General features: G+C 68.7%; 15 protein-coding genes. 9 read left to right on the top strand and 6 right to left on the bottom strand.

Translation table 11 applies throughout. The annotated features are described in order from the left end of the window. Positions 1-85: 85 nt before the first annotated feature. The gene (locus ACFWIW_RS37245) at positions 86-916 is read right to left on the bottom strand and encodes an alpha/beta fold hydrolase (protein ID WP_378372783.1); all 831 of its coding nucleotides are present in this window, start codon (positions 914-916) and stop codon (positions 86-88) included. 27 nt (positions 917-943) lie between these two features. Between ACFWIW_RS37245 and ACFWIW_RS37240 the strand changes: the two genes are divergently transcribed. The 5 genes from ACFWIW_RS37240 (at position 944) to ACFWIW_RS37220 (ending at position 3,412) form a co-directional block, all read left to right on the top strand. Then, positions 944-1,339 carry a nitroreductase/quinone reductase family protein gene (locus ACFWIW_RS37240; protein ID WP_378372782.1) on the top strand — a complete coding sequence of 132 codons (396 nt, stop codon included), beginning with the start codon at positions 944-946 and terminating at the stop codon, positions 1,337-1,339. 42 nt (positions 1,340-1,381) lie between these two features. After that, on the top strand, positions 1,382-1,777 hold the full coding sequence (locus ACFWIW_RS37235; RefSeq protein WP_378372781.1) for a MerR family transcriptional regulator: 396 nt from the start codon (positions 1,382-1,384) through the stop codon (positions 1,775-1,777). After that, entirely contained in the window at positions 1,778-2,113 is a 336-nt protein-coding gene (gene trxA / locus ACFWIW_RS37230) for a thioredoxin (RefSeq protein WP_378372780.1), read from the top strand. A gap of 203 nt (positions 2,114-2,316) precedes the next feature. Next, complete coding sequence (locus tag ACFWIW_RS37225) at positions 2,317-2,940, top strand: LysE/ArgO family amino acid transporter (RefSeq protein WP_378372779.1); 624 nt, start codon at positions 2,317-2,319, stop codon at positions 2,938-2,940. Between the two features lie 46 nt (positions 2,941-2,986). Then, on the top strand, positions 2,987-3,412 hold the full coding sequence (locus ACFWIW_RS37220) for a VOC family protein (protein ID WP_378372778.1): 426 nt from the start codon (positions 2,987-2,989) through the stop codon (positions 3,410-3,412). Here ACFWIW_RS37220 and ACFWIW_RS37215 read toward each other — a convergent pair. Genes ACFWIW_RS37215 through ACFWIW_RS37195 form a run of 5 tightly spaced genes read right to left on the bottom strand, consistent with a single transcriptional unit; the run spans position 3,409 to position 7,749 of the window. Then, complete coding sequence (locus ACFWIW_RS37215) at positions 3,409-5,169, bottom strand: prolyl oligopeptidase family serine peptidase (protein WP_378372777.1); 1,761 nt, start codon at positions 5,167-5,169, stop codon at positions 3,409-3,411. The two genes, ACFWIW_RS37220 and ACFWIW_RS37215, sit on opposite strands and share 4 nt — an antisense overlap. 4 nt (positions 5,170-5,173) lie before the next feature. Next, positions 5,174-5,614 (bottom strand): SRPBCC domain-containing protein, encoded by a 441-nt coding sequence (locus ACFWIW_RS37210; protein WP_378372776.1) that lies wholly within the window; start codon positions 5,612-5,614, stop codon positions 5,174-5,176. Then, positions 5,611-5,928: an ArsR/SmtB family transcription factor gene (locus ACFWIW_RS37205; RefSeq protein WP_378372799.1), complete on the bottom strand. Its 318-nt coding sequence runs from the start codon at positions 5,926-5,928 to the stop codon at positions 5,611-5,613. Before ACFWIW_RS37205 ends, ACFWIW_RS37210 begins: the two co-directional genes overlap by 4 nt. Positions 5,929-5,987: 59 nt before the next feature. Continuing rightward, positions 5,988-6,686 carry a lysoplasmalogenase family protein gene (locus tag ACFWIW_RS37200; protein ID WP_378372775.1) on the bottom strand — a complete coding sequence of 233 codons (699 nt, stop codon included), beginning with the start codon at positions 6,684-6,686 and terminating at the stop codon, positions 5,988-5,990. Between the two features lie 52 nt (positions 6,687-6,738). After that, positions 6,739-7,749, bottom strand: a complete 1,011-nt coding sequence (locus ACFWIW_RS37195) for a GlxA family transcriptional regulator (RefSeq protein WP_378372774.1) — start codon at positions 7,747-7,749, stop codon at positions 6,739-6,741. Positions 7,750-7,792: 43 nt separating this feature from the next. Between ACFWIW_RS37195 and ACFWIW_RS37190 the strand changes: the two genes are divergently transcribed. The 4 genes from ACFWIW_RS37190 to ACFWIW_RS37175 all read left to right on the top strand — a co-directional run bounded on the left by ACFWIW_RS37190 (position 7,793) and on the right by ACFWIW_RS37175 (position 11,313). Further along, on the top strand, positions 7,793-8,563 hold the full coding sequence (locus ACFWIW_RS37190) for an NAD(P)H-dependent oxidoreductase (RefSeq protein ID WP_378372773.1): 771 nt from the start codon (positions 7,793-7,795) through the stop codon (positions 8,561-8,563). A gap of 52 nt (positions 8,564-8,615) precedes the next feature. Continuing rightward, a complete protein-coding gene (locus tag ACFWIW_RS37185) occupies positions 8,616-9,434 on the top strand; it encodes an SRPBCC family protein (protein ID WP_378372772.1) in 819 nt (272 codons plus the stop codon). 68 nt (positions 9,435-9,502) lie between these two features. Further along, positions 9,503-10,654 carry a sensor histidine kinase gene (locus ACFWIW_RS37180; protein WP_378372771.1) on the top strand — a complete coding sequence of 384 codons (1,152 nt, stop codon included), beginning with the start codon at positions 9,503-9,505 and terminating at the stop codon, positions 10,652-10,654. Continuing rightward, positions 10,651-11,313 (top strand): response regulator, encoded by a 663-nt coding sequence (locus tag ACFWIW_RS37175; protein ID WP_378372770.1) that lies wholly within the window; start codon positions 10,651-10,653, stop codon positions 11,311-11,313. Before ACFWIW_RS37180 ends, ACFWIW_RS37175 begins: the two co-directional genes overlap by 4 nt. Positions 11,314-11,427: the final 114 nt, after the last annotated feature.

Below are 11,427 nucleotides of genomic sequence, written 5' to 3'. Positions count from 1 at the left end.
CTTTCGCAACCTTCAACGTTGTGAAAGTGGCTTTCGCAACGCCGCCGCGGTCAGCGACCGTGCCGGACGAGGACGATCTCGCAGCTCACGGATGAGCGGCCAGCCACTCGAGCGCGTCCTCCCCGTGGCGGAGAACCGAGACGTGCCCGTCTTCGGGAAACACGCGTGACTCGGCCGTGGCGCACTGCCGGGCCAGCCACTCGCCGTGCGCGAGCGGCACGATCCGGTCCTCGCCGCCGTGCAGGAACAGGGCCGGCGCCCGGAGATCGGACGGCTGGAAACCCCACGGCGCCACGTACGCGAGATCGTCGTCGATCAGCGCGCCGGGCCCGCCCTCGACCGCGGGGCCGACGACGTCGAGGATCCACTTCCAGTCACCCGACAAGGCCGCGTGATCCGCCGGGGTGAACATCTCCGCGTCGTATTCGGCCGTCGCCTCGTACCTCTCTTTTTCGTCCCGCCCCGCCACGGCGGCCGTCAGGGACGCGGCTCCCGCCGCGCCCATCCCCGCGAACCAGTCCAGCCCGGCGGCGCCGTACGGGGCCAGGCTCGCGACACAGACCATCGCCGACACCCGGTCCGGCAGCAGAGCCGCGCAGGCGAACGCGTGCGGCCCGCCGCCGGAATGCCCGAAGACCGCGAACCGCTCGATTCCCAGGGCATCGGCGATCTTCTCGACGTCCGATGCCGCCGACGCGACATTTCGTCCGGGCCGCGGCGACGAACCGCCGTAACCGGGCCGGTCGTAGGAGACCCACCGCAGTCCGAGCCGCTCGGCGGCCGGGAACAGCGGGGCGGGCGGGGCGCCGATGTTCGGGGTCCCGTGGTGCCAGAAGACCACCGGACCGGCGCCGCCCGTGTCGTACGTGTGCAGTGTGGTCCCGTCCCCCAGGTCCACGTCCGACTCGTTCACCATGGGCCGAGCGTAGGGCACCCTGGAGCCATGTCCCGCTATCACGAGATCAAGCACCGGGTGGCCACGACGTTCCAGCGCCACGTCGGTAACCCGATCCTCGTCCGGCTGCCGAACCAGCCGATCCTGGAGACCACCGGCCGCAAATCCGGGGTGGCCCGGCGGACGCCGATCGGTGGCCGCCGGGTGGGCCGCGAGTTCTGGCTCGTCTCGGAGTTCGGTGAGAAGTCGCAGTACGTCCGCAACATCCAGGCCGATCCGCGGGTCCGGGTCCGGCTCAGGGGCCGATGGCACACCGGCACGGCGCATCTGCTCCCCGGCGACGATCCCCGCGCGCGTCTCAAGGCCCTGCCCAGGCTCAACAGCGCCGCCGTGCGCGCGATCGGGACGAACCTCCTCACCGTCCGGGTCGATCTCGACGAATGAACGTTTGCCTTGACGCCAAGGGCAAGGTTTACGCTCGGAACCATGCGGATCGGCGAACTCGCCGCGCGTACCGGAACCACCACGCGCGCGCTGCGTTTCTATGAGTCACAAGGGCTTCTCGACGCACGGCGCGCGTCGAACGGGTACCGGGAGTACGACGAGGACGACTTCCGTCTGGTGAACGAGATCCTGACCCTGCAAGCGGTCGGGCTCAGCCTCGAAGACACCAGGCCGTTCGTCGAGTGCCTGCGCGCCGGGCACGAGACCGGCGACTCGTGCGCCGATTCGATCGAGGTCTACCAACGCAAACTCGCCGAGGTGGACGCCTGTCTGGCCAGGCTCAACGACGTGCGGGACAGCCTGCTGACCAAACTCGCCGGCGCGCTGAAAACGCCGCCGGGACCGTGCGTCGTCGTGCCGCGAACCGAGGAGTCCTGAGTGTCCCTTTCCGTCGTCACCGACGAAACCTTCCAGCAACTGGTCCTGGACCAGGACAAGCCCGTCCTGGTGGACTTCTGGGCGCAATGGTGCCCGCCTTGCCACATGATCGCGCCGGTGCTCGAGCAGATCGCCGAAGAACGCGCCGGGTCGCTGATCATCCGCAAGCTCAACTCCGACGAAAACCCGCTCACGGCACGGAACTATCAGGTCATGTCGCTGCCGACGCTGATCCTCTTCCGGGACGGGAGTCCCGTGTGGACGACCGTCGGTGCCCGGCCGAAGGCGCGCCTGCTGGCCGACCTGGACTCCGTTCTGCAGCCGTCCCTCTCGTGAGTGGCAAGGACGGTTCTAACCGTCCTTGCCACTCACGAGGCCCATCGGGAACCGCGGCGTAATTGTGTTGCGTGGGGTGTCGCGAGTTCGCATCCTTCTCCCATGACTTCGACCCTCGCCTTCCTGCCGCCGTCCACCGTCGTCCGACGGGTGCGGGCGCAGCAGCAGGCCGGGTCCGGGTGGAGGCCGACACCAGTCGCGCCGTGAGCGCCGCGTTCGTCGCGGGCCTGCTCGCCGGGTATGGCATCGCCATCCCGGTGGGCGCGGTCGCGACCTATCTGGTGGTGCTGACGGCCAGGTCGGGGCTCAAGATCGGTGTGTACGCCGCGCTGGGGGTCGCCACGGCCGACGGGCTCTACGCCCTGGTCGCGGTCCTCGGCGGCGGCACGCTGATCCCGGTCATCGAACCGATCGCCGTGCCGCTGCGCTGGATTTCGGTGGTGGTGCTGCTCGGGCTGGCCGTCCACATCGGACTCACCGGGGTCCGGAACTTCCGCGGCTCCGCGAAGGCCGAGGTGACCGAGCCGGTCGCGATCGGGCCGGTGAAGGCGTACGTGAGCCTCCTCGGAATCACCCTGCTGAACCCGACGACCGTGGTCTACTTCGCGGCGCTCGTGCTCGGCAGCGAGGACATGGCCGCGGCGAGCGGAGCGGAACACGTGGTCTTCGTGCTCGCGGCGTTCGCGGCTTCCGCGAGCTGGCAAGTGCTTCTCGCGGGCGGCGGAGCCGTACTCGGCAAGGTGTTGACAGGGCGCCGTGGACGGCTGGTGACCGCGTTGGCGTCGAGCGCGCTCATCACGGTGCTCGGCGTTCGCCTTGTTGGGTGACGAATCGAGGACCGTGGTTGTCCGCATCGGTTGCGAGGCTGTGCCCATGACCGAAACCCAGCAGCGTCCAGCATCCCTCCACTCCTACCTCGCCTACCGCGATGCCCCGAAAGCACTTCGCTGGCTCGAACGAGCCTTCGGCTTCGAGACCGTCACGGAGTACCCCGACGACAAGGGGTTGATCCTGCATTCGGAACTGCGGCTCGGCGAGGTCAGGATCATCGTGTTCAGCGCGGAAGAGGACTACGACCGCCCGGCTCGCAAGGGCGAGACCGTCGGCCACGGCCTCTATGTCAGTCTCCCGACGCAGGAGGCCGTGAACGCCGTCTTCGCTTCCGCCGTCGAAGCCGGCGCGACGCCGGTCTGGAAGCCGGAGGACACCGAATGGGGCAATTACCGCTGCCGCGTCGATGATCTCGAAGGCTACGAATGGACTTTCGGCACGTACGTCCCCGGCGAGCCGCAGGGCTAGAGCAACCGCGCGAACCATTCGCGGGTGCGGCGAAGCAGATCCAACTGGTGTTCCCGTCCGGAGATCCTGTGGCCTTCGCCGGGATAGACGACGAGATCGTGTTCGACGCCGAAGTGGCGTAGCGCGCGATGGAAGAATTCCGCCTGGGACAACGGGACATTGGTGTCGTCCGCGCCGTGCACGATCAGCACGGGGGTCTCGATCTCCGACGCGAAGGAGATCGGGCTGAGCCGATCGTGCCGGTGCGGACCTTCCCCTTCCCAGCCGGTACTTCCGCCGAGCGCGGCTTCGAACGGGCCGAATTCGCCGGTCGCGGCGAGCATCCCCCAGTCGCAGATACCGGCGCCCATCAACGCCGCCTTGAAGCGCCTGGTCCGGCCGACGGCCCAGGCCGACACGAATCCGCCGTGGCTCCAGCCCGCGATACCGAGCCGCTCCGGATCGGCGACTCCTTCGGCGACGAGGAGGTCGACCCCGGTTTCGAGATCGCTCCATTCCTCCAGCCCGACCCGTCCCGCGACGGCGGCCGCGAATTCGTGTCCATGTCCTTGTCCCCCACGGGGATTCGGCAGGAAGACGGCGTGTCCCGCGAGCGAGAGCCATTGCGCGGACGGAAACCAGCCGAGCCGGAAGCCGTCCGCATATCGGTCGTACGGTCCACCGTGCGGCAAGACGATCAAGGAGAACGGGCCGTCGTCCCGGGTCTTCCCCGGCGGGAGAACGAGCAGCCCGTCCAGAGCCAGCCCATCGGAAGCCTTGTAGGACAAACGTTCCTGCGCACCCCAAGTGACTTCGGCGAACTCCGGCGCCGTGTCGCTCACCTGTGCCAAGGGCTCGCCGATCGGTCCACAATGGACATCCTTCGGCCGGTGAGCGGTGCTCAGCACGACTGCCACGATCCCGCCGTTCGCGGCGATCGCGTCCGCTTGCCCGCGCCAGAACGACACTTCGCCCGATCCGAGCCGGTGGAGTGCCGTGTCGAGACCGTCGGCGACGAGCACCAGCGGAGCACCGGAATCGACCTGCGCGAGCCCGATCGGGCAGGCCGATTCCGGGGTCAGGTTCCGATGCTCCGCCGTTTCCACGGTTACGTCGAAGACCGCCCATCCGCCGACCATCTCCGGCGTCGCGAGATAGGCGACGTGCCAGCCTTCGCCGTCCCGCCACCAGACGGGGCTCGTGGCCTCGACAGCGGTCTTCCCGAGGTCACGCCGCTCGCCGGTTTCCAGGTCCAGCAAGGAAAGCCGGGGTTCCAGCCCACCGGGATCGAGTTCCGGGGTCGGCCAGGTCAGCACCGCGAGTGCCCCGTCGTCCTGGCGGCAGGCGACGTCGACTACGTGGTCTTCGATCAACGTCGTGATCTCACCGGTCCGCGGATCGAAGCTCCGAAGCCGCGCCGGGCGGAGACTTTCGCTCCAGACCCGGATTTCCGCGGGCGGCGTCTCGTCCTCGGCGACGAACACGATCCGGTCGCGCATCGGCAGGAACGCGGTGATCTCGCTCCGCCAAGCGAACAGCGGTCCGTCCACCGTGTGGATCAGGCCGTCCCGGAGGAAATAGAGGGCGTTCGACGACCATCCGGGCTGAGAACCCTCTGCCAGCTTCCGGGGTTTCTCGCGGCCGTCGACGGACGCGAACCAGATCTCGGAGGCGCCCTTCGCGATGGTGTCGACCTGGTAGGCGATCCACCGTCCGTCGGCGGAGAGCGCGGGGTTCGACGGGACACGGCTGTCGGCGATCAGCTCAGCGGTCAGCATGTGTTCATACTGCCGACAAAGCCTTCCCCAATGCGTCGAGCCAGCTTCCGGTGCCCTGCTCGCGCCAGGCCGGTTCTTCGTGTCCGTCGAGGAAAGTGCCCTGCTCGATCAGCGTCAGCCTGGTTCCCTCGGCTTCCGCTTCGAGCAGCACCGTCGTGAGCGACACGGTCGCGAGGACGTCGTCGGCGGACAGTGTCGTTGCGTAGACGATCCGCTCGTCGTCGACGATGTCCTCGTATCGCGAATCGGCGATCAGCTTCCGGCCGTCGCCGCCCGCGCCCGTGGTGACCTCGCGGCCGCCGACGCGGAAGTCCAGGGAATGCTCGCCGCCGGGCATGGTGAACCAGCCCGCTTTCGCGGCGGGATCGGCCCAGGCGGCGAAAACGCGTTCCGGTGGCACGGGGTAGACGCGCTCGAGGGTGAACGTGGCGTGTTTGACGGTCATGACCTGTTCCCTTCGTCGGAGTCCAGAAAGCCACCAAGGCGATCGAGCCGGTGTTCCCAGCCGGTGCGCTGTCCGCCGAGCCAGTCCTCGGCCATCCGCAGGCCATCCGGTTCGAGGTGGCACGTGCGGACACGCCCCGACTTCTCCGACCGGACGAGCCCGCTCGCCTCCAGCACCTGGAGGTGCTGCATCACGGCGGGCAGCGACATCGACAGCGGCTGCGCGAGCTCCCCCACCGAGGCGGGTCCCCGGGTGAGACGCTCGATCATTTCGCGGCGCGTCCCGTCGGAAAGCGCCTTGAACACCTGGTCCATCCGTTGGTTAGGCACACGCTTAACTATCCGCCCACGCCGAACAATAGTCAAGTAAGTGCTTAACTTTCCGCGGTCATCCCCTCTATGAGCAACCACTGCGACGCCAGATACGAGGTCAGCACGAAGGTTTCGAGGTTGGCCCGCACCCGCTCGCTGGTGACGAAGTTCCGGCGGATCAGGATCGCCAGATCCGACGCGGAGAACAGCAGCGCGCCGGCGGCGATCCAGGTCCGGCGGTCACCCGACGGGATCACCATCCCGCCCGAGACCTTGGCTTTCGGCGCCAGCACCGGGTCTGCCGCGAGGGTCGACGTCGTGCTCAGCAGGCCTCCGTAGACCGAAAGCACCGAAGACACCGGAGACGGCTTCGGCAACGCCATCGCGACCGCGGCCGCCGCCCACGCCGCCAGCCGGGGCGGCGCGGTCGCCGCGCGCGGACGGGCTCCCCGCCGCCACAGCAGCGCGGAATACAGCACCTGCATCACGCCGAACGAGGTCGCGCCCTTGATCAGCTGACCGTCTTCGTCGGACCGGCCCATGAAGTGGTCGCCCGCCCCGGCCGCGATCAACGCGGCGACGAGCAAGCCCTTCTCCCCAGGCGCGAGCGCGCGCGAACGCGCGACCCTGGCGGCGAGCACCGGCACCGCGGCGGGTTTGGCCGCCAGCTGGAGCTTCCGATTCCCCGTCCGCGCGGAGTACACCGTGCCGATCGCCGCGGCGCCGAACAACACCCGTTCGGCGAGCTTGAGAGCCTTCACGAACCACCTCCGGAACTTATTTCCGGGTAAGTTACCAGGAGGTCAGTCAGTTCTAGACGGCTTCGCGGAAGGTGTTCCGGTACGTGCTGGGCGAGACCCCCAGCGCCGCCTGCAGATGCTGGCGCAGCGACGCGGCGGTCCCGAAACCCGCCTCTGCGGCGACCTTGTCCACCGGCAGATCGGTCTCTTCGAGCAGCTGACGGGCCCGTTCGATCCGCTGCTGGGTGAGCCACTGCAACGCCGAAATTCCGACCTCGTCACGGAATCGCCGCGTGAACGTCCTCGTGCTCATCGCCTCCTTCGCCGCCAGCTCTCGGAGAGTCAGCGGCCTGTCGAGGTTCTCCAGTGCCCACGCCCGCGCCGCCGCCGTCGACGAGGACTGCGGCTCCGGCACCGGCCGCCGGATGAACTGCGCCTGCCCGCCCTCGCGATGCGGCGAGACGACCGTTCCGCGCGCGACCTCGTTCGCGACCGCGGCACCGTGATCGCAGCGGATCATGTGCAGGCAGAGGTCGATCCCGGACGCGACACCCGCCGCGGTCAGCACGTTCCCGTCGTCGGTGTAGAGCACGTTCGGATCGAGGGCGACCTTCGGGAACTTCGCCTGGAAGTCGAGCGCCGAACGCCAGTGCGTGGTCGCCTTCCGGCCGTCGAGCAGGCCGGCCGCGGCGAGCACGAAGGCACCCGTGCAGATCGACGCGATCCTGGCCTCCGGCCGGATCAGCTCCAGCGCCCGCGCGAGCGGCTCGGTGAGCTCGTGCCCCGAAGGTTCGTATTCGGTGGACGACGCCGGGATGACGACGGTGTCGGCCTCGGCCAGCACCTCCGGGCCGTGCGCGACCGAGATGGTGACGTCGGCGTCGGTCCGGATCTGCCCGGGTTCCAGCGTGCAGGTGACGACTTCGTAGAGCGGCTCGCCGTCGGCCGACTTGGCCGTGCCGAACAGCCGGGTGACGATGCCCAGCTCCATCACCAGCATTCCGTGCCGGACCAGCACGGCGACCCGATGACGGCCGGGATGCGCGAAAAAGCCCATGGCTCGATTCTTGCACATGTTGTCCATCGGGCCACTCGTTTCGGCGGCCGGACCGCGCGACGGTGGGACCATGAACGTGCTGTGGATCTTCGCCCATCCGGAACCCCGTTCCCTCAGCGGCTCACTGCGCGACGAGGGGTTGCGCACCCTCCGCGCGCAGGGAGCCGATGTCCGGGAATCCGATCTGTACGCGATGAAATGGAAGCCCGTCGTCGACGCCGACGACTTCGGCCGGGCCGCTTCCACGGAGCGGCTCATCGTCGGCTCGACGTCGAAGGACGCGTTCCGGACCGGCGAACTCGGCGAGGACATCCGCGCCGAGCACGAAAAGCTGGCATGGGCGGATACCGTGATCTTCCAATTCCCGTTGTGGTGGGCCGGAATGCCCGCGATCCTCAAGGGCTGGTTCGACCGCGTCTTCGTCAAGGGTTTCGCCTATGGCGTCCGCCGCCCCGACGGCCGGACGGCGCGCTACGGAGAAGGAGCGCTGGCCGGGAAACGGGCCATGGTCGTGCTGACCGCGGGCGCGCCGGAGGCCACCATCGGACCGCGTGGCGTGAACGGTGAGATCGGCGACCTGCTGTTCCCGCTGCAGCACGGAACACTGTGGTACGCGGGCATGTCCGTACTGCCCCCGTTGACGATCTGCGGCGCCGACCGCGTTTCGCCCGAGCAGTACGAGGCCGCCGCGGAGTCGCTGCGCGAACGGCTGCGGACACTGTCCACTCAGGACCCGATTCCGTTCCGCCACCAGAACGGCGGCGACTACGACGACGATCTGGTCCTGCGTGAAGACCTGGAGCCGGGGCGGAGCGGGATCGGCGTCCACCTCGATGTTTGACCGAATATCACGACACGGTTATATTTCCCTCAAGGCACATTAGGAGGTGACCGTGAACGCTCGCGCCCGGTTGGAAACCGTCGGAGAACGTCCCGCGCTGCGGATCGAACGCCGTCTCGCGCATCGGCCGGAACGCGTATGGCGGGCGATCACCGAACCGTCGGAGCTCGCGAACTGGTTCCCCGCCGCGGTCACCGTCGATCTGCGACCGGGCGGGACCATCGAGTTCACCTTCGAAGGCGAAGAGAAGCCGACAGCGGGCGAAGTCCTCGAAGCCGACGAACCCCGAGTCTTCGCGTTCAGCTGGAACGACGACGTGCTGCGCTGGGAGATCATCCCGGAGGGTGAAGGCAGCCGTCTGCTGTTCACGCATACGTTCGGCCGGGGTGAACCCGCCATCGCCAGGCTCGCCGCGGGCCGCACGGCCGCCGGCTGGGACAGCTGCCTCGTCGCGCTCACCGCCTTGCTCGACGGCGAAGAACACGAGCCGCCGCGGGACTGGGCCGGCCCGATCGAGGCCTACACCGAGGAGTTCGGGCGCGCCGAGGGTGAGGTACTGGAAACCGGCGACGGCAAGGTGATCCGCTTCCGCCGCGATCTGATCTGGAAACCGCTCGACGAGGTCTGGGCACTTCTCGCGTCCGAAAAGGCCGCGGGCACGATCATTCGCGAAGAACCGCCGAGGCTGCTGGAGCTCGGCCTGCCGCGAGGCGGCGTCGTCCGCTGGGAGTTCAGCCACTCCGAACTCGACGGCACCATGGTCGAGCTGACCCAGACCGTCCCCGCCGGACAGGACGACGTCGTGCCCGAAGCGCTGCGAAGCTGGCGAGAGAAGCTGAAGGAGTTCTTCGCGGCGGCTCACGGGAGCTGATCTCCACCCTGGGGATGACCTCCGCCGGACGGACGCGGAAGCGCCGTCCGTCTGGTTGAGTTCGCCGTATGAAACAGCCGTCGGCGCTCTCACAGCGGGTGGCGTACACGATCGACGCGCTCCTCGCGCTGGTGCTCGTCGTGGCCGTCGGCGGGAACCTCGCCGCGCGGACCTGGACGTTCCTCATCGCCATCCCGATGTGGCTCGCCTGGGCGACGGTCGCCGCCAGCGGGATCGCGATCGCGCTGCGGCGTCACCGCCCGCTGGTCGCCTACGGCCTCGGCCTCGGCAGCCTGGTCCCGGCCCTGCTCGCCGGCAACGGGCTGGGCCCCGCCGCGCTGCTGGCGACCGGATGCGCGCTCTACACCGTGGCACTCGAACATCCGCGAGCCCGCTCGTTGATCGCGATGGGCCTCGGTCTCGTCGTCGTCATGATCTTCGAACTGCTGCGGCTCGGACCGAACACGATCGCCTCGACGGCCTTCGCGGGCGGCGGGGTCGCGGGCTCGTGGGCGCTGGGCTGGATGACACGGCAACGACGCGCGAACCTGGCCCAGCTCGCCGAAACCCAAGCCGATCAGGCGGTTTCCGACGAGCGGCTGCGTATCGCGCGCGAGATGCACGACGTCGTCGCGCACAGCATGAGCCTGATCGCGGTCAAGGCGGCCGTCGGCAACCACGTCGCGGAGCAACAGCCCGAAGAAGCCCGCGAGGCGTTGCGGGTCATCGAACTCACCAGCCGCGAGACCCTCGTCGAACTCCGGCGGATGCTCGGCGTCCTCCGTTCCGGTGACGGCACGCCCGAGGCCGCGCTCGGGCCCGCCCCGAAACTCGCGGATCTGCGGGCGCTGGCCGAACGCGCCGGACAGGCAGGGGTGCGGGTCGAGCTGACCGGCGAGGCGGTGGACGACCTGCCCGAAGGCGTCGCGCTTTCGGTCTACCGCATCACGCAGGAGGCGGTGACCAACGTCGTGAAGCACGCGGGACCGTCGGCGTGCCGGGTCACGATCACCGAAGGCCCCGGCGAGGTCAGCGTCGAGATCGTCGACGACGGGCGCGGCGAAGGGTCGCCGCCCGCGGTGGGCGGGCACGGCTTGATCGGCATGCGCGAACGCGTCGCCGTCTACGGTGGTGATTTCGAGGCGGGCCCGCTGCCCGCCGGGGGATTCCGGGTGTTCGCGCGGCTGCCGTACGCCGCCAAGGAAGTGGGGACACGATGATCCGCGTTCTGATCGCCGACGACCAGGCGTTGCTGCGCGGCAGCTTCCGCGTGCTCGTCGACAGCGCGCCGGACCTCGAAGTCGTCGGGGAGGCGAGCGACGGCGCGGAGGCCGCGGAACTCGCCGAGAAGGAGCGCCCCGACGTCGTGCTGATGGACGTCCGCATGCCCGAACTGGACGGCATCGAAGCGACCCGGCGGATCTGCGCGTCACCCGCCACCGAAGGCGTCCACGTGCTGATGCTGACGACCTTCGACCTCGACGCCTACGTCTATTCGGCCCTGCGCGCGGGGGCGAGCGGATTCCTGCTGAAGGACACCCCGCCCGCCGAGCTGCTGACCGCGATCCGCGTCGTCGCGGCGGGCGAAGGACTTCTCGCCCCCTCGATCACGCGAAGGCTCATCGCGGAGTTCGCCCGGCTGCCCGAACCCGGGCAGCGCGTCGCGGCCTCGCTGGACAACATCACCACGCGAGAACGCGAGGTGCTGAGCCTGATCGCGCGCGGCCTGTCGAACGACGAGATCGCCGGGACACTGCACCTCGGGCTGGCGACGGTGAAGACGCATATCGGCCATCTCCTGCACAAACTCGCGGCACGGGACCGGGCCCAGCTGGTGATCGCGGCTTACGAGTCCGGGCTGGTGCGGGCCTCCATTTAGCGATCGGTACAGGTGGTGGTGAGTGGGGGTGTATGTTGTTGATCGCCAAAAACAACAACAAGACCACCCACCCACCCAACCCAGACACAAAAAACACCACCACCAACAACAACT

The sequence above is a fragment of the Amycolatopsis sp. NPDC058340 genome (assembly GCF_042723975.1).
GTDB lineage: Bacteria > Actinomycetota > Actinomycetes > Mycobacteriales > Pseudonocardiaceae > Amycolatopsis.
The sequence above is the reverse complement of the archived record's forward strand: the minus strand, read 5'-3'. Positions and strand labels throughout refer to the sequence as shown.

Excerpts from the sequence above, each read along its gene's own strand:
- ACFWIW_RS37245 (WP_378372783.1), bottom strand. The coding sequence starts at position 916 with ATGGTGAACGAGTCGGACGTGGACCTGGGGGACGGGACCACACTGCAC.
- ACFWIW_RS37240 (WP_378372782.1), top strand. The coding sequence starts at position 944 with ATGTCCCGCTATCACGAGATCAAGCACCGGGTGGCCACGACGTTCCAG.
- ACFWIW_RS37235 (WP_378372781.1), top strand. The coding sequence starts at position 1,382 with ATGCGGATCGGCGAACTCGCCGCGCGTACCGGAACCACCACGCGCGCG.
- ACFWIW_RS37220 (WP_378372778.1), top strand. The coding sequence starts at position 2,987 with ATGACCGAAACCCAGCAGCGTCCAGCATCCCTCCACTCCTACCTCGCC.
- ACFWIW_RS37215 (WP_378372777.1), bottom strand. The coding sequence starts at position 5,169 with ATGCTGACCGCTGAGCTGATCGCCGACAGCCGTGTCCCGTCGAACCCC.
- ACFWIW_RS37210 (WP_378372776.1), bottom strand. The coding sequence starts at position 5,614 with ATGACCGTCAAACACGCCACGTTCACCCTCGAGCGCGTCTACCCCGTG.
- ACFWIW_RS37205 (WP_378372799.1), bottom strand. The coding sequence starts at position 5,928 with ATGGACCAGGTGTTCAAGGCGCTTTCCGACGGGACGCGCCGCGAAATG.
- ACFWIW_RS37195 (WP_378372774.1), bottom strand. The coding sequence starts at position 7,749 with ATGGACAACATGTGCAAGAATCGAGCCATGGGCTTTTTCGCGCATCCC.
- ACFWIW_RS37190 (WP_378372773.1), top strand. The coding sequence starts at position 7,793 with ATGAACGTGCTGTGGATCTTCGCCCATCCGGAACCCCGTTCCCTCAGC.
- ACFWIW_RS37180 (WP_378372771.1), top strand. The coding sequence starts at position 9,503 with ATGAAACAGCCGTCGGCGCTCTCACAGCGGGTGGCGTACACGATCGAC.
- ACFWIW_RS37175 (WP_378372770.1), top strand. The coding sequence starts at position 10,651 with ATGATCCGCGTTCTGATCGCCGACGACCAGGCGTTGCTGCGCGGCAGC.